The 16891-nt window shown below is 73.5% G+C and carries 15 protein-coding genes; 3 read left to right on the top strand and 12 right to left on the bottom strand.

What is annotated here, in order from left to right; genetic code table 11:
* The first annotated feature begins 19 nt into the window (after positions 1–19).
* A complete protein-coding gene (locus K4S16_RS43740; protein WP_149265026.1) occupies positions 20–562 on the top strand; it encodes a methylated-DNA--[protein]-cysteine S-methyltransferase in 543 nt (180 codons plus the stop codon).
* 12 nt (positions 563–574) lie between these two features.
* On the opposite strand, the gene K4S16_RS43735 is transcribed toward K4S16_RS43740, so the two are convergent.
* From K4S16_RS43735 to K4S16_RS43720, 6 genes are all read right to left on the bottom strand, one after another.
* Positions 575–1489 (bottom strand): oxidoreductase, encoded by a 915-nt coding sequence (locus K4S16_RS43735; RefSeq protein ID WP_149265025.1) that lies wholly within the window; start codon positions 1487–1489, stop codon positions 575–577.
* A 284-nt stretch (positions 1490–1773) separates the two neighbouring features.
* Positions 1774–2262, bottom strand: a complete 489-nt coding sequence (locus K4S16_RS43730; RefSeq protein ID WP_149265024.1) for a glutathione peroxidase — start codon at positions 2260–2262, stop codon at positions 1774–1776.
* Positions 2263–2373: 111 nt separating this feature from the next.
* Positions 2374–2529 carry a hypothetical protein gene (locus K4S16_RS45390; protein ID WP_168221308.1) on the bottom strand — a complete coding sequence of 52 codons (156 nt, stop codon included), beginning with the start codon at positions 2527–2529 and terminating at the stop codon, positions 2374–2376.
* Positions 2530–2697: 168 nt separating this feature from the next.
* Positions 2698–2856 (bottom strand): hypothetical protein, encoded by a 159-nt coding sequence (locus tag K4S16_RS45385; protein WP_200842475.1) that lies wholly within the window; start codon positions 2854–2856, stop codon positions 2698–2700.
* A gap of 85 nt (positions 2857–2941) precedes the next feature.
* Entirely contained in the window at positions 2942–3235 is a 294-nt protein-coding gene (locus tag K4S16_RS43725) for a hypothetical protein (RefSeq protein WP_149265023.1), read from the bottom strand.
* Positions 3236–3288: 53 nt separating this feature from the next.
* Entirely contained in the window at positions 3289–4404 is a 1116-nt protein-coding gene (locus tag K4S16_RS43720) for an LCP family protein (protein ID WP_235037458.1), read from the bottom strand.
* 205 nt (positions 4405–4609) lie between these two features.
* On the opposite strand from K4S16_RS43720, the gene K4S16_RS43715 reads away from it, so the two are divergent.
* Positions 4610–6646 (top strand): ABC transporter ATP-binding protein, encoded by a 2037-nt coding sequence (locus tag K4S16_RS43715; RefSeq protein WP_149265021.1) that lies wholly within the window; start codon positions 4610–4612, stop codon positions 6644–6646.
* A gap of 28 nt (positions 6647–6674) precedes the next feature.
* Here K4S16_RS43715 and K4S16_RS43710 read toward each other — a convergent pair whose 3' ends face one another.
* Entirely contained in the window at positions 6675–10286 is a 3612-nt protein-coding gene (locus K4S16_RS43710; protein WP_149265020.1) for an AAA family ATPase, read from the bottom strand.
* 201 nt (positions 10287–10487) lie between these two features.
* Here K4S16_RS43710 and K4S16_RS43705 point away from each other — a divergent pair, with 201 nt between their 5' ends.
* Positions 10488–10826, top strand: coding sequence for an STAS domain-containing protein (locus K4S16_RS43705; protein WP_160161241.1), 339 nt, complete (start codon positions 10488–10490; stop codon positions 10824–10826).
* Between the two features lie 39 nt (positions 10827–10865).
* Here the strand turns inward: K4S16_RS43705 and K4S16_RS43700 are convergent, their stop codons facing one another.
* The 5 genes from K4S16_RS43700 to K4S16_RS43680 form a co-directional block, all read right to left on the bottom strand.
* Positions 10866–11639 (bottom strand): SGNH/GDSL hydrolase family protein, encoded by a 774-nt coding sequence (locus K4S16_RS43700; protein ID WP_149265018.1) that lies wholly within the window; start codon positions 11637–11639, stop codon positions 10866–10868.
* Between the two features lie 138 nt (positions 11640–11777).
* The gene (locus tag K4S16_RS43695) at positions 11778–12392 is read right to left on the bottom strand and encodes an ATP/GTP-binding protein (protein ID WP_149265051.1); all 615 of its coding nucleotides are present in this window, start codon (positions 12390–12392) and stop codon (positions 11778–11780) included.
* Positions 12393–12426: 34 nt separating this feature from the next.
* A complete protein-coding gene (locus K4S16_RS43690; protein ID WP_149265017.1) occupies positions 12427–12882 on the bottom strand; it encodes a DUF742 domain-containing protein in 456 nt (151 codons plus the stop codon).
* Positions 12883–12912: 30 nt separating this feature from the next.
* A complete protein-coding gene (locus tag K4S16_RS43685) occupies positions 12913–13365 on the bottom strand; it encodes a roadblock/LC7 domain-containing protein (protein ID WP_149265016.1) in 453 nt (150 codons plus the stop codon).
* Positions 13362–16580, bottom strand: a complete 3219-nt coding sequence (locus K4S16_RS43680; protein ID WP_200842474.1) for a nitrate- and nitrite sensing domain-containing protein — start codon at positions 16578–16580, stop codon at positions 13362–13364. The genes K4S16_RS43685 and K4S16_RS43680 overlap by 4 nt, the downstream gene beginning before the upstream one ends.
* Between the last annotated feature and the right edge of the window lie 311 nt (positions 16581–16891).

Here is a 16891-nt window from a genome sequence, read left to right as displayed (position 1 = left end):
CGGGAAGGAGCGCTGAACAATGACCGAGACCCTTGCGTTCGGCACGGTCGACACCGTGCTCGGCCGCCTGCTCGTCGCCGAGACCGAGACGGGCGTCGTCGCGCTGCACTTCCACGACACCCCGGCCGCCCGCGCCCGCACCGCCAAGGCGGCCGGGCTGCCGGTCGTGGACGCCCCCGGCCGCCTGGCCCCCGCCCTGGCGGCGCTGCGCGACTACTTCGCCGGCGACCTGAAGCACTTCGAACTGCCCATCGACTGGCGGCTCACGTCCGACGTCCAGCGGCAGGTGCTCTCGACGCTGTACGAGACCGTCCCGTACGGGCGGGTCCTGACCTACGGCGAGCTGGGAGAGCGCAGCGGAACCGGTGTCCATGCCCAGGTCATCGGCCAGGTGATGGGCGGCAACCCGATCCCCCTGATCGTCCCGTGCCACCGCGTCGTCGCCTCGAACGGCCTCGGCGGCTACAGCGGCGGCTCCGGCGTGGAGGTCAAGCGCTGGCTCCTCACCCTCGAAGGCTCCGTCCCCGCCACCCTCGACTGGGACATCAGCCGGGGCCCGTGACCACGGGCCGCGCTAGGCGGGCGTCTCGGCGTAGGTGACGCCCGTGAGGGCCTCGGACACCTCCCAGAGGCGCTCGCCCAGGCCGGGCTGGTCCGCCTGCTTGGGCGTGGCGACCTTGGCCGGGGCGCCGCGGTACTGGAACAGGCGGGGCCCGTAGCAGGCGCCGCCGCGCACGTCCGGCGCCGTCGCGGCGTAGAGGGACGGGAGCGCGCCCGCGGCGGCGGACTGCGCGAACACCGCGTTGCCGAGTCCCGTGGCCTTCTCCATGAGGGTGCTGCCCTGCATGCGCGGCCCCGTCTGCTGGAGGTTGGTCGCGGCGTACCCGGGGTGGGCGGCGACGCTGGTCACCTCGGGGACGCGCCGGTCCAGTTCCTTGGCGAAGACGAGGTTGGCGAGCTTGGCCTGGCCGTAGGCGGCCCACTTGCGGTACCGGCGCTCGCCCTGCAGGTCGTCGAAGTCGAGGCGGCCCGTCCAGGCGAAGCCCGAGGTGACGGTCACGACGCGGGCGGACGGGGCGGCGCGCAGCGCGGGCAGCAGGAGCCCGGTCAGCGCGAAGTGGCCCAGGTGGTTGGTGCCGAACTGCATCTCGAAGCCGTCGGCGGTGGAGCGGCGCGGGATCGCCATGACCCCGGCGTTGTTGACCAGGATGTCGAGCGGGGCCTCGCCGTACCGGGACGCGAAGTCCCGGACGGACGCCAGGTCGGCGAGGTCCAGGGAGGCGAGGACGAGATCGGCCTCCGGCGCGGCGGCCTTCATCCGCTCGACGGCGGCCCGGCCGCGTTCGGCGCTGCGGCAGGCCAGCACCACGGAGGCGCCGTGCCGCGCGAGCTGGAGCGCGGTGTGGTAGCCGATGCCGCTGTTGGCGCCGGTCACGATCGCCCGCCGCCCGCGCAGATCCGGGATGTCGCGGGCCGTCCATCCGCCCATGGGGGCACCTCCACGTCATATCGCGAACCCACAAGCTAGACGCGCCATCGAATAGGAGGCAACGCCTCCGCGCTGTGGCGCGATTCACACCCGGACGCATGCCCCCGCTCGCCGAGAACACGCCCCCGCACGGCCCGGTCAATGACCGGGAGGCCGCCCAAGAGCACGTCCGCGCTCCGCGCACGCCGAACCCGCGCACGGACCCTGTCCGTGCGCGGGAGGCGGTCCCCGCACGGGACGCGGCCCGTGCGCGGGGACGCGGCCCGGGCGCGGGGAGCGGGTGGTCAGGCCGGGAGGGTCTTCTCGATGGCGGCGACGACCTCGGCGGACTCCGGCTCGGCCTGGGGCGCGAAGCGCGCCGCGACGGCGCCGTCCGGGGCGATCAGGAACTTCTCGAAGTTCCAGCGGATGTCGCCGGTGTGGCCCTCGGCGTCAGGGACGTCGACGAGCTCGCGGTACAGCGGGTGGCGGCCCTCGCCGTTGACCTCGACCTTCTCGGTCATCGGGAAGGTGACCCCGTAGGTCGTCGAGCAGAACTCGGCGATCTCCTCGGAGCTGCCGGGCTCCTGGCCCATGAACTGGTTGCAGGGGACGCCGAGGACGGTGAAGCCGCGTCCGGCGTACGTCTCCTGCAGCTTCTCCAGGCCGGAGTACTGCGGAGTGAGGCCGCACTTGGAGGCGACATTGACGATCAGCACGGCCTTGCCCCGGTACTGCCCGAGGTCCGCGGGTCCGCCCCGCAGGGCCTCGATCTCTACGTCGAAGACAGACATGTGGCCGATCCTAGGAGATCGCTCCGCGGATCGGCCCCGTCCACGCCGCCGATGCCGCCGGCGGCCGGGGTGCCCGCGCCGCCGGCCGCGCTCACGCGCCCAGGGCGCCCGTCACTTGCCCAAGGCGTTCACGAAGGAGGCGAGCTGGTTGCCCGCGTTGCCCAGCTGGTCGAAGGCGTTGTTGACCACTCCTGCCGCATCCGTCGGTGAGCTCAGCAAGTAGAAGATGACGAAGGCGATCGCCACATAGCGGAGGTTCTTCTTCATCCGTAACGCCGTCCCTTTTGTAGCGCGCGACACAATCGACCCGATCCCATTGTGCCCCGCCGCGTCTGCCCGCAAAGCGCGATTTTACTGTGACGTGTGGGCAACCGCTTGGTGGCGTCCCGTTGAGAACCCCCGCACCGGCGGGGCAGGGAGCCGGAGAGCCGGCCGTCAGTTCGGAATGGCGCTCATGAACTGCGACAACGACTCGGCGGCGTTCCCGAGCCCGCTCAGGGCGTTGTTGACGAGGTGCGCCGCCCCCTGGGGCCGGCTGATGACGTACCACGCCACGAAGGCGATGGCGGCGACCTTCATGTACTTCTTGTTCACTACGACCACCCTCTGCACTGGATCACTTACTCTCCGTGATTCCCCAGGGTGGCCGATGAGAGATCAAGAGGGGACAAAGGGCGGGTCAGGTCCCCTTGGCGTGCCGCGCGAGGTAGTCGATGTAGAACGGCCGCAGCGCGTCCGCCATCTCGCCCTCTCCGGCGTGCGTGAACTCCTCCAGCAGCGACAGGCCGTGGAAGAGGTCGAACTCGGCCCGGTCGACCTCACCCGTGGCCGCCGCGGCGGCCGGGATGGCGCGCAGCAGGTCCCACAGGAAGCCGACGTCGTGCCGCTCCTTGGCGAGACCCATCGCTCGCTCGTACAGCTCCTTGGACGTCAACTCGTCCAGGTTCCCGCCGTCTGGCGTCGCTTCGGACATGCCCCGACTCTATTGCAGCGCCCGACCCGTCACTCCGCGCCGGGCGCGGCCCGTCACTTCGTGATGACGTTCGGCGGGATCTCCTGGTCCTGCTTGAGCGCGCCGAACAGCGTGGACGCCTTGGACCTGTCCCACGTGATGTAGGAGCCCGCGGCGGCCGAGCTGCCGCTGCCGCCTATCGGGACGGTGGTCGTCACGCCGCTCCCGCCGCTGACGCCCTTCATCGCCCACATCATGCGGACCAGGTCGTACAGGTGGTCGCCGTCGTCCACCAGGAAGTTGCTGGTGGCGTTCATGGCCAGCGGGACGCTGCGGAACGGGTTGAGCATGGTGCCGGGGCTCGTCGCCTTCTTCATCAGCGCGCCGAAGAACTGCCGCTGGTGCTCCACGCGTTCGAGGTCGGCGCGGGCGAAGGCGCGGGTCCGGACGTAGCCGAGCGCCTCGCCGCCGTTCAGCGTCTGGCATCCCGCCTTGAGGTTCAGCCCCGCCTTGCGGTCCTTGATGTTCTCCTTGACGCAGATGTCGACGCCGCCGACGGCGTCCACGACGCCCACGAAGCCGCCGAAGCCGATCTCGGCGTAGTGGTCGATGTGCAGCCCGGTGGCCTTCTCCACGGTCTGGACGAGCAGCTTGGGGCCGCCGAAGGCGAAGGCGGCGTTCAGCTTGTTCGAGCCGTGCCCGGGGATCGGGAGGTAGGAGTCGCGCGGCAGGCTGATGAGCGACGTCCCGCCGGAGCCGTAGTGCAGCAGCATCATCGAGTCGGTGCGGCGCCCGGAGGCGAACCCGGTCGCGAGGCGCTTCTGGTCGTCCTTGGACAGGCCCTCGCGGCTGTCGGACCCGACGATCAGCCAGTTCGTCCCCGGGGTGTCGGCGACCCGGCCCGGGTAGTCGACGAGGACCGACTCGCGCTTCAGCCGGGAGTCCAGGTAGAAGTAGCCGCCGACGACGACCACCAGGAGCACGGCCAGCAGGGCGCCGAGCACGCGCGGCCAGCGCCGCCGGCGCCGCCGCCGGTAGGGCGCGCCGCCGTAGGGGCCGCCCTGCTCGACCCGTCCCCCGGCGAGCTGGTCGCCAGCGTACGGGTCGTCGTACGGGTCCTCGTAGGTGTCCCGCCCGTAGGCGGCGTGGTGGTGCTCCGCGCGTGCGGAGTGGTCTCTGCTGCGCGCCACGCGGCCGCCCTCCTTACGTGTCCGGCCGTCCGGCCAGCCGTCCGTCATGGCGTAGACCCTAGACAACCCGGACGCGCGCCGCGTCCGTCCGGCGCATGATTGTCCACACCCACAAATCACCGCCCTCTGTGAGAAAAGAAGCGGACATCGTCCCCCTAAGGGCGCACACTGCCCGTGGCCGGTAGTACGCGCGGAGGGGCGGCGCATGGGCACACGACGGCGTTCTCCCAGGACATCCAGGCCGCGCCGGACGTTCCGGCGCCGCCGCCACCGCCCGGAGGCGGTCCCCGACCAGGGATTCCCCGAGGTGATCCTCACCTGGCACGCGAAGGACAGGGAACTCACCGAGACGGGGATGGCCACGATCGCGCGGCGGCTCCCGTCGATGATCGTCCAGGCCGCGGGGCTGGCCTGGCGGGCGAGCCGCGCCGACGCGCTCGCGACCGTCTCGCTCAACATCGCCGCGGGGTTCTTCACCGCGTTCTGGCTGCTGGCCACGACCGGCGTGCTGACCGCGCTGTTCAGCGAGGCGCCGACCCCGTCGCGGGTCGACGCCCTGCCGTCGCTGGCGATGGTCGCGGGGGCGGTGGCGCTGCGGGCGGGGCTGCTGGCGGGCGCGGGCTGGGCGCAGTCCCGGCTGGAGCCGCAGGTGGAGCGGCTGGTCGAGCTGCGGCTGTACGAGACGACGACCGCGGTGGACCTGACCGCGCTGGACGACTCGGACTTCCTGGACGACCTGAAGCGGGCGGAGGGGCGCGGCATGATGTCGGCGCCCCAGGTGGTCCGGCACGCCGTGGACGTCCTGACGGGCCTCATCGGCATGGTCGCGGCGGCCGGGACGCTCGGCGTGCTGCATCCGATCCTGCTGCCGCTGCTGCTCCTCACCGCCGTGCCGGAGGGCTGGGCGTCGGTCCGCAGCGCGCGGATGCGGTACCTGATGATGCTGTCGCTGATCGGGGTGACGCGCCGCAAGTGGATCCTGTCCGACCTGATGGTGGAGCGGCGGCACGCCGCCGAGGTGCGCTCGTTCACGATGCGGCGCTTCCTGCTGGACCAGTACGACCGGTCCGCCTCCCACCAGCGGCGGGTCGAGCTGGACGTGGCCCGCAGGCAGACCGTCGTGAAGGTCACCGGAGACGTGGGCAAGGGCGTGGCGACGGCGCTGGTCTACGTCGCGCTCGGCGTCATGCTGTGGAAGGGGGCGGTGCCGCTGGCGGTCGCGGGCACGGCGGTCCTCGCGATCCGCTCGGGCCAGTCGTCCCTGGCCAATCTGGTGTTCGCGGTCAACCGGTGCTACGAGGAGGGCCTGTACTTCGGCGACTACCTGGCGTTCTGCGAGGCCGCCGAGCGGCGTATCCCGCGCCGGGCGCTGCCCGCCGCCGCGGCGGCGCGGCGCGCGCGGCTCCCCGACGACTTCGGGCTGATCAGCGTCCGGGACGTGGAGTTCACCTACCCGGGCGCCGAGACGCCGTCCCTCAGGGGCGTCTCGCTGGACCTGCGCAAGGGCGAGGTGGTCGCGCTCGTCGGCGAGAACGGCTCCGGCAAGACGACCCTCGCCAAGATCATGGCGGGCCTGTACGACCCGGACGCCGGCGAGGTGCGCTGGGACGGCGTGCCGCTGGCGGAGGTGGACCCGGCCGAGGTGTGGGAGCGCGTCGCCGTCATCGCGCAGGAGTACACGCACTGGCCGATGACCGCGCGGCAGAACATCACGATGGGCCGCGGCGGCGAGCCCGCCGAGGGCGGGGACGAGGACCCGGCGATGCTCGGCGCCGCCCGCGCCTCCGGCGCCGACGAGGTCGTCGCCGGGCTCGCCCTCGGGTACGGCACGCTGCTGGACCGCCGGTTCAAGGGCGGCGCCGAGCTGTCGGGCGGGCAGTGGCAGCGGCTCGCCGTGGCCCGCGGGTTCTACCGGGACGCGCCGCTGCTGATCTGCGACGAGCCGACCGCCGCCCTGGACGCCCGCGCCGAGCACCAGCTGTTCGAGCGGATCCGCACGCACGCCGACGGCCGGACCGTCCTGCTCATCACCCACCGGCTCGCCAGCGTCCGCTACGCCGACCGGATCTACGTCCTGGAGCACGGCGAGGTGATCGAGGAGGGCGGCCACGCCGCGCTGATGGCCCGGGGCGGCCTCTACGCCGACCTGTACTCGCTCCAGGCGTCGGCCTACGGGGCGGCCGGGCCGCGGACCGGCGCGGCCGGCCCCGCGGCGGACGGGCTGGCCGCGGAAGCCGGCTGAGCCCTCGTGTTCCCGGCGACGGGCCGCCCTAGATGTAGGGGCCGTACCCTCCCTCGTCCTCGCGGGGCGGCGCCTCGGGCAGGTCCTCGGGGCGCAGCAGCGCCACCTCGGCCGGGTCGATCTCGCCGGGCGCCGCGTCCTCCTTGGCGGTGATGCGCTGCGCCTGCCGGGAGATCGCCGCCTCCAGCAGGTTGCGGACGAGCCGGGCGTTGCCGAACGAGGAGCCGCGCGGCTGGGCCGCGACGAGGCGGCGCAGTTCTTCCAGGATCCCGGGGGCGAGCGCGAACCCGTCCTCCGCCGCCATGAACTCGAAGATCGTGACGAGCTCGTCGTCGGTGTAGTCGGGGAAGCGCAGCCGCTTCGGGAACCGCGACTTCAGCCCCGGGTTGGCGTCCAGGAACCGCTCCATCTCGGCGTCGTAGCCCGCGACGATGACCACCAGGTCGCCGCGGTGCTCCTCCATCAGCCGCAGCAGCTCGGCGATCGCCTCGTGGCCGAAGTCGCGCCGGTCGCCGCCGCCGGAGGCCAGCGTGTACGCCTCGTCCACGAACAGGACGCCGCCGAGGGCGCGGCCGACCGCGTCCCGCACCCGCGGCGCGGTCTGCCCGATGAACTCGGCGACGAGGTCGGCGCGGGTGACCTCCACCAGGTGCCCGGACGACAGCAGGCCGAGCCGGGCGAACACGGCGGCGATCAGCCGCGCGATCGTCGTCTTGGCGGTGCCCGGGTTGCCGGAGAACACCATGTGCCGGGCCGGCGGCGCCGGTGACACCTTGGCGTCGCGCCGCAGCTGCTCCGCGCGGACCTCGGCGACCAGCGCGGCCACCTCCCGCTTGATGTCGGCCAGGCCGATCAGCCGCTCGATCTCCGCGAGCGGGTCGCCGGGGACGTCGTCGCGGCCGCGGGTGAGGGTGTCGGGGACGTCCTCCGGCAGGATCACGTCGAGGGACTCGTCCTCGTCGACGATCCCGTCCGCGAGGACGCGGCGCCCCTGCATCGCGACGGCCCGTTCCAGCAGGTTCGTCATGATGCGGACGTTGCCGATCCCGCGCTCGCGCGGCGCCGCCTCGACCAGCGCGCGCACCTTGTCCAGGACGCCGGGGGCGAGCTCGAACCCCGAGTCGGCGGCCTTGGCGGTGAACACCTCCACCAGCTCCTCGTCGGTGAGGTCGGGGAAGCGGAGCGTGCGGGGGAAGGCGGCGGCGAGGTCGGGGTGCGCCTTCAGCAGCCCGTTCATCTCCGCCTCCGGACCGGTCAGCACGACGACGAGGTCGTCGGTGTGCGCCTGGACGCTGGTCAGCAGCACGTCCAGCACCTCGCGGCCGCGCGCCGCGTCGGCCGCGGCCGACACCAGGGCGTGCGCGTCGCGGACGACCAGGACGCCGCCGTGGGCCTGCTCGACCGCCCGGCGCACGCGCAGCACGCTCTCGCTGGCGTACTCGCCGAGCAGGTCGGCGCGCTCCACCTCGACCATGTGGCCGGACGACAGCACGCCGATGTCGGCGTAGATCCGGCCGAGGATCCGCGCGACCTTGCCCTTGCCGGTTCCGGGGTTCCCGGTGAAGACCAGGTGCCGCAGCCGCGTCCGCGCCGTCATGCCCGCCTCGCGGCGCAGCCGCGCCGCGTTGGCCTCGGCGATCAGCGCCTCGACCTCCCGCTTGACGGGCTCGATGCCGACGCAGGCGGCCAGCTCGGCGAGCGGGTCGGACTCGTCGGGACGGCCCGCGATGAGCCGCTGCGGCAGGTCGGCGGCGGTGACCTCCAGCGGCCCGGCGTCCGCCCCGTCCGGTCCGCCCTGTCCGTCCGGTGCGTCCGCTGCTTCCTGGCGGGCCCGGCGGTCGGCGGCGGCGACGGCCTGGGCCGCCATGTGCTCCACCAGCCGGGCGCCGCGCAGGTTCAGCAGCGGCGGGGTGCGGCGGAGCAGGGCGCCCGCGGCCGCGGCGACCTGCTCGCCGGCCCGCGCGCCGCGCCGCGCGACGGCCAGGGTGAACAGCTCGGCGAAGTCGTCCTCGGTGAAGTCGCGGGTGCGGGCGGCCTCGAACGCCCGGACCAGCGCGGGGTTGGCGTCGAACAGCCGCCGGTCGCCGCCGGGGCGGCACAGCGCGACGACGTTCAGGGACGGCGAGCGCGCCATGAGCCGGCGCAGCTCCTCGGCCGCGGCGGCGCCGCAGCGCTCGTGCGCGGCGAGCTTCTCCAGGTCGTCCACGACCAGGAGCATCCGGTGCTCCAGGCACTCGCGGACGCGGGCCTGCAGCCACAGGACGGCCTCGCTCACGCCGAGCGAGGCGAAGACCTGGTCGGAGATCCACAGCGCCTCGCGGACGGCGCCGCGCCCGGCCAGCAGCTCCTCGACGATCTCGGCCGCGGTGCCCTTCCCGGTGCCCTCCGGCCCGGCGATCAGCAGCCGGACCGGCCGCTGGTCGGCCAGCCGCGCCGCCACCGCGTCCTGCACCGCCCGCGCCAGCTCCGGCTGCCCGACCAGCCGCGCCCCGCCCTCGGTCACGGGCTCGGGCTCGGTCCCGGAGGTCCGCTCGTCGCCCTCGCCGCCGCCGAACTTCAGGGTGTTGAAGACCCGGCGGACGGTGAACAGGCGCCGCAGGTCGACCTGGAACGGGCGCACCGGCACCCGGCAGCGCGGGCTTACCGGCGCCTCCGGCAGGCCCTGCACCGCGCCGGTGAACCGCACCGCCATGTCCAGCCAGGCGCGGGCCGCGTCCGCCTCGCCCGCGACCAGGCCGCGCGCCAGCCACGCCCGCACGTCGTACTGCCACGCCTCGGCGGCGAAGCCCTCCCGCGCCGCGCGGAACCGCTCCTCCACGTTCTCGTAGCGGGGGCCGCCCAGCACGACCGCCAGTTCGGCCGGGACGACCGCGGCGTCCGCCGCCAGCAGCAGGCGCGCCAGGGCGTCGTCGGGCCCTTCCCCGTCGGCCACGGCTCCGGCCAGCCGCTCGTGCGCGGCGTCCAGCCCCTCGCACACCCAGCCCAGGTAGCCCACCGGACCGGCGAGCTCGGGCAGGACGGCCAGTTCCTCGTCGGTCAGGCCGGAGACCCACACCTCCTCCAGCCGCCGGTTGGGGACGGTCATGTCCGCCTCGCGCAGCGCCGGGTCGGCGGCGCGCCGGTCGAACAGGCCCATCAGCGCCCGCCGGCGCCGCTCCAGCGGCTCCAGGCCCTCGAAGACCTCCAGCCCGGCCCGCGCCAGCTCGTACATCACCGCGCGGCGCTCCCGGTCGTCTCCGGCCGGCTCGGGCAGCCACAGGCCCGGCGGACGCCACCGCCCGCCCTGGGTGAACCACGCCACCGGGTCCCGCACCGCCGACTCGGGCGTCGCCAGGAAGTCCGACAGCAGCTCGTAGTCGACATCGCCGCGCGACCCGCCGCGCACCGCCGACGCGCCCAGCAGGAACGTCAGCAGCGACCACTGCTCCGCCCCCGCGGCGCTGGTGTCGCTCCCGTAGAAGTCGCTGAGCTGCCGCGTCAGCACGAGGGCGCGCTGGTCGGTGTTGTAGGCGACCGCGCGCTCGCGCATCTTCTCGTACAAGCCGTCAGGCACGCGCCACGGGCCGTACGCGTACACGTCGAGGACCGGCTCCTCAGTGAGCAGCACTTCGAGATGGTCCGGCAGCCGGGGGGAACTCACCTGGGGTCGTCTCCTACGCAGCGGATCGAGGCAATCACATCCGACAGCACCTTACGGCGCGTCACGATCACGCACACCCCCGTTGCGGCGGGTTGGCAGGCGGCCCGGCGTCCGCGATAGTTGTCGGACGGAAACTATTCGCCGGACGAAGTCCGGCCAAAGCAGCACACAAGAGGGGAACCCCCCGTGTCACCTTTGGAAGTGACCACGCGGTCAGACGGTGGACGCGCCGTCCTCAGGCTGTGCGGAGAACTCGACGTCGCCGGCTCCGAGGAGCTGCGCGTCCGACTGGAGGAGGCGCGCCGCGAGCACGGCGACCACCTCGTGCTGGACCTCACCGACCTCGAGTTCATGGACTCGGGCGGTCTCTCGGTCATCGTCACCTGTTACAAGGCCGCCACCGCGGCGGGCGGCAGCCTCGTCCTCGCGGGCCCCCGGCCCATCGTCCGCCGCGCCCTGGAGATCACGGGGCTGCACCGGCGCATCCCCGTGAAGCGGACCCTCCAGGAGGCCCTCGCGGCCGAGCCCGACCCCGCCTGAGGCGACCGGCCCGGCGGCGGCCGGGCCGGCGGGCCCCGCCTAGAGCGGCAGGGGGGTGGGGCGCTTGGGGCCGCGGCCGTCGCCCGAGGAGCGGCCCGTGGCCCGGCGGCCGATCCACGGCAGGAGGTAGGTCCGGGCCCAGTGGACGTCCTCGCGCCTCATCGTGAGCCAGTCGGCGCGGTCCAGGGGCGGCCAGGGCTCGCGCCAGTCGCCCTCCACCGGGACGCCGATCGCCTCCGCCACGTAGAGCGCCATGCGCCGGTGCCCCTCGGGCGACAGGTGCAGGCGGTCCTCGTACCAGGCGCGCGGGTCGTGGAAGACGCGCAGCGGCCACAGGTCCACCACCGAGCAGCCGCGGTGGTCGGCGATCGCGCGCAGGTGCATGTTGTAGGTGGCGGCCTTGCCCCGGATGCGGCCGCCGGAGCGCAGCCCGCGCGGATCGAACCCGGTGAAGACCACGACGCGGGCCCCGGTGCCGCGCAGCCGCCGGACCGCGTCGTCGAACACGACCGCGGCCGCGTCGGGATCCGCGCCGGGACGGATCATGTCGTTGCCGCCGGCGCAGAGCGTCACCAGGTCGGGCGCGAGGTCCACGGCGATCGGCACCTGGTCGTCCACGATCTGGCGCACGAGCTTGCCGCGGACGGCGAGGTTGGCGTAGCGCAGGCCCGGGTTCAGCACGGCGATGTGCTCGGCGAGCCGGTCCGCCCAGCCGCGGAAGACGTCGTCCTGGCCGGGATAGGGGTCGTTCATGCCCTCGGTGAAGCTGTCACCGATGGCCACGTACTTGCCGATCTGCTCCACTTCGCTCATCGCAGCCCCCAACGCGGATTCATGGTCGATCACGACGAACAATCATGCATCGTGCACACGACCTACGCGACCGTAGCCCGGCGGCCGGACCGCGCCGCGCCCCCCGCGCGCGGCGCCCGCATCACCGGGAGGACGGGCTCAGGTCCAGCTCGGGGACGTGGTGCCGAGCTGGCCGCCGGGCGCGCCCGGTGCGGGCGCGGCGGCGTGCGCTCCGGCGGCGTGCACCGTCATCGCGTGCTTGACCAGCGTGATCAGCACCTGCTTGGTGGACTCGCGGCTGCGCGCGTCGCACTGCACGATCGGCACGTGCGCGCTGATCGACAGGGCCTCGCGGATGTCCTCGACGGCGTACTGGAACTCGCCGTGGAACCCGTTGACGCCCACCACGAACGGCAGGCCGAGCTCCTCGAAGTAGTCCACCGCGGCGAAGCAGTCCTCCAGCCGGCGGGTGTCGACCAGGACGACGGCGCCGATCGCGCCGCGCACCAGGTCGTCCCACATGAACCAGAAGCGGTGCTGCCCCGGGGTGCCGAACAGGTAGAGGATCAGCTCGCTGTCCAGCGACACGCGGCCGAAGTCCATCGCGACCGTGGTGGTCGTCTTGTCCGGGACGGCCGACAGGTCGTCCACGTCGGCGCTGGCCGCCGTCATCACCGCCTCGGTGGTGAGCGGCATGATCTCCGAGACGGAGCCGACGAACGTGGTCTTGCCGACGCCGAAGCCGCCACCGACGACGATCTTGACCGAGGTCAGCTCGGCCTCCCCGCCGTGCGGCCCCGGGACCTGGTCAGAGCTTCCGAAGGCCACTGAGCACCCTTTCTAGCAAGCGGAGGTCCGGCTGTCCGCCGGCGGTGGTGGGGGACTGCGACTGGTGCAGGCGCAGCAGCCCCTCGACGGCCATGTCGGCGACGAGGACCCGCGCGACCCCGAGCGGCAGGCGCAGCAGCGCGGAGACCTCGGCGACCGAGCGCGCCGAGCGGCACAGGTCCATGATCGCCCGGTACTCCGGGGTCAGCACGGCCACGTCCCGCGGCGGGTAGGGCGCCGCGGTGACCAGCGCCTCGATGGCCAAGTCGTAGCGCGGCTTGGTGCGCCCCCCGGTGACCGCGTACGGGCGCACGAGAGAGCTGCCCTCGCTCTCCTCCCGCTCCGGGGGCCGGCCCTGCACGGGGACGCGCCCCTGGTCACCCGGCCAGCGGCCGCCGCCGCCGGGACCGCCCCCGAAGGGACTGCCTCGATCCATGTCGCCGACCTCCGTCAGAGTCAGTCACGGTCAATAGCGGGCGGGCCCCGCGCCCATCTCGGTCACGGAAGGCCCCGAGTACGGGGGCTGCTGCTGCTCCTGGGTGCGCAGGGCGGGCGTCAGCACCCGCCCCACCCGCTCCACCAGGAGCGTCATCTCGTACGCCACCAGCCCGAGATCGCAGTCGGGGGCCGCGAGCACCGCGAACACCGACCCGTTCGTGATGGACATGACGAACAGCAGTCCGCGGTCCATCTCCACGACGGTCTGGCTCACCCCGCCGGCGTCGAAGATCTTCGCCGCGCCCTGCGTCAGGCTCATCAGTCCCGAGGCGATCGCCGAAAGCTGGTCCGCCCGCTCGGGCGGGAAGCCCGCCGAGTACGCCATCGGCAGTCCGTCCGAGGAGACCACGACGGCGTGCGCGACCTTCGGGACACGGTCCGCGAAGTTCGTCACCAACCAGTTGAGATCCTGCCCGCTCACCGGGTGCCTCCTGTCTCGCCGTCACCCTGTGACGGCGCCTCACCTGACGTGCCTGCGCCGCGAGCCTCGTGGCGTCCGCGGTGGACGCCGCGCTGCAGGCTCGCGAAGCGGTTGCGTACAACGTCGGCCGACTGGCCGTGGCCCTGCGCCTGCTGCCCCTGCGGGATCTCGGGCGGCAGGCCCTGCGCCTGCTGCCCGAGGACCGGCTGCCCCTGCGGCCGCCGGGCGCCCTGCGGCGGGCCCGCCGGCGCCTGGGGCGCGTCCTGCGCCCCGCGGCCGACGGCCCCGGGGATGCGGTTCTTGCCGGGCACCCGCTTGGGCAGTCCGACGTTGGTGCGGCTCGCCGCCACCGGTTCACGGGCCGCCTCGGCCGCGCGGAAGCCCGCGTCGGCCGGGGACTCCCAGCCCTTGGACGGATCCTCGCCGCCCGCTTCGCCCGACCTGCGCTGGAACCACTCCGACTGCATCGCGTCGAAGATGGGCGAGCGCTCGGGCAGCCGCGGCGGGGCCTTCGGCTCCGGCTGTGCGGCCGCCGCGGCCCGCACGGCCGGTTCGGGAACGGGTGGTGGTTCGGGGATGGGGCCCTCCGGCATGTTCGGAGCGGACATGGGCGGGACGTCCTCGGCGTAGGGGTCGGAGGCCCCCGCCGGGTTCGGGCCGACCTGCTCCAGCGGCCCGGTCTCCCACGGGATCTGCCGCGCGCCGCCGGGCTCTGGCACCATCGGCTGCGCCTCCGGCACGACGGACTGCGGCCCGGTGCGCCCGCCCGGCCCGTAGGCCCCGTTGGCGCCGGTGTCCGCGACCTCCTGCGAGCGCTCGTTGCGCGGCTGGAAGAGGCCGTTCGAGGAGCCGCCGTCGGACGGGCGGCCCTGCAGATGGGTGCCCGGCTCGCGGACCGGCAGCTCCCCCGGCCGGCGCGGCGCCTGCCGCTCGCCGGTCACGTAGGGGTCGTCGGACGGGACCCGCCGGTCCCGCGACGGGGGCCGCTCCGCGGGCGGGACCGCGGGCTGCGCGCCGGTGGTGTAGGGGTCGTGCAAGCCCTGGGCCGGGATCGGCCCGGTCTCGGTGACGCTCGGCTGCGGGCCGGTGGCGCCCCGGACCGCGCGCAGCGGACCGGTGCCGCCGACCATGGGGTGGGCGCCCGTGCCGCCGGCCATGGGCTGCGGACCGGTGCCGCCCCCCATGGCGGGGGCGGGCCCGTAGTCGTCCTGCCGGAACGCGCCCGCGGGCGGCTCGCCGGCGGTCGTGAGCGCGGCGAGCTGGCCGTGGGCGCCGGCCTCGCGCGGGGCGAGGCCGGGCCGGGTGCCGATGCCGCCGGACTCGCCCGGCGTGACCACCGCGTCCGGCAGCACCACGAACGCGGTGAGGCCGCCGCCCTGGGCGGCCCGCAGCTCGACGCGGATCCCGTGCCGGACGGCCAGGCGGCCGACCACGAACAGGCCCATGCGGCGGGCCGCGGAGAAGTCGATGACGGGCGGGTTCGCCAGCCGCCAGTTGGCCTGCTCCAGCTCCTCGGGCGACATGCCGACGCCGTTGTCGGTGATCTGCAGCATGCAGCCGCCGCCGCTCAGCATCTGCCCGGAGACCGTCACCCTGGTGTTGTCGGAGGAGAAGACGGTGGCGTTCTCGACCAGCTCCGCCAGCAGGTGGACGAGGTCGTTGACGACCGGGCCGACGACCGTCATGTCGCCTTGAACCCGCAGCGCGACGCGCTCGTACTGCTCCACCTCGGACAGCGACGCGCGGACGACGTCGATCAGCGGGACGGGCTGGTTCCACCGGCGCACCTGCTCCTGGCCGCCGAGGACGAGGAGGTTCTCGTTGTTGCGACGCATGCGGGTGGCGAGGTGGTCCAGCCGGAACAGGTTGCCGAGCTGCTCCTCGTCGCGCTCGCTCTGCTCCAGCTCCTCGATCAGGCGCAGCTGCCGCTCGATCAGGGACTGGCTGCGGCGGGAGAGGTTGACGAACATCGCGTTGATGTTGCCGCGCAGCACGGCCTCGTCGGCGGCCAGCCGGACCGCCTCCCGGTGGACCTCGTCGAAGGCCCGCGCGACCTGGCCGATCTCGTCGGTGGAGTCGATCTCGATCGGCTTGACCTCGATGCCGCCGGCGGCGGCCTCGGGATCGCGCAGCCGGTCGACCAGGCCGGGCAGCCGCGCGTTGGCCACGTCGAGCGCGCCCGACTGCAGCCGGCGCAGCGGCCGCACCAGCGACCGGGCCATCACGATCGTGATCAGCAGGACGATGAGCAGCAGGACAGCGACGACGACCGCGTCGATGGCGGCGGCGGTCCGCGCGTCGGCGACGCTCTGCTCGCTCTGCGCCTCGATCCGGTCCCCCAGGTACCGCTCGACCGCGCGCATCTGGTCGATCATGGAGGTGAGCGAGGCGCGGATGAGCTTGGCGGACCCGGAGGTGGCGAGCGGGAGGGGCAGCAGGCCGCCGCTCGCCGTCGTCGCCTGGATCACCCGCTGCCGCAGGTCCCGCGCCTGGTCGATCTTGGTGCCGACGACGGTGTCCTCGAACCGCTGGATCTGCTCGAGGGAGGCCGAGCCGCGGAAGGCGGCGAGCTCGCTGTCCTCCTGGGAGCGGGCGGCGGTGAGAGCGTTCAGCTCCTGGGAGTCGAGTCGCCGTTCCCGCGCGGCGATGAGGAGCAGGGCCCGCTGCCGGGAGACCGCCTCCTTGGCGCGGGCCAGGGCGCCCAGCGCACGGCTGGACTCCGCGAGCGTGTCGTCGGCCACGTTCTGCGAGATGCCGTCGAGGACGCCGGTCAGCTCCTGGGCGGACTCGGTGTACTTCTGCAGCACGATGAAGGCGGGGACCTTCGTGCCGACCACCAGGGAGCGCAGCGCCTTGACCCCGTCGACACGGCTCTTGACCGTGGTGGCGTCGCGGACCGCCTCGGTGCCGTAGGAGCCGTCGATGGGGACGGTCAGCGCCCGCACCCTGGCGACCAGGGCGTCGGTCTTGCGCTGCTGCGCCTCCAGGGGCTGCAGGAGCACCTCCGGCCGGCCGGCCGCGATGTACTCGACCGCCAGGTCCCGCTCCGCGGAGAACTCCTGGACGAACTCGGTGATCCCCTGCCCGAGCTCGGCCATCCGCTCGACGCGCCCGTACGTCTCCGCATCGCTGACCGAGCCGGAGATGCGCAGTCCGGAGAGCACGACGGCGGCGACCGTCGGGACCAGGATCAGCACGATGAGCCGCTGCGGCACGCGCCAGTTCCGCAGGCTCAGCCTGCCCGACCGTCTCGAATGGTCCGACCGCACCTCGACGTCACCAGGCCGAGGATGGTCGCGACCCTCGTCGCTTGGTTGCATCCGCCGTTTACACCCTCTCCCTCACAATGCCGCACTCTCCGTGACGTCGCCGCCGCGAAGGGTTAATGCAACATCGTCTCCGCCTCCGGCGCACGACATTGCAGCACATCCACGGATAGGCCGCAAAGGACCATAGGGGAGTCGATATCTTCCAATGACTCGATCATGACTTTATGCCTATATGTCCGATTCGCTGAGCATGCGGG

It is taken from the genome of Actinomadura sp. K4S16, assembly GCF_008327685.1.
Taxonomy (GTDB): domain Bacteria; phylum Actinomycetota; class Actinomycetes; order Streptosporangiales; family Streptosporangiaceae; genus Spirillospora.
Note: the sequence above shows the minus strand (reverse complement) of the source record. Positions and strands in the feature narration are given on the sequence as shown.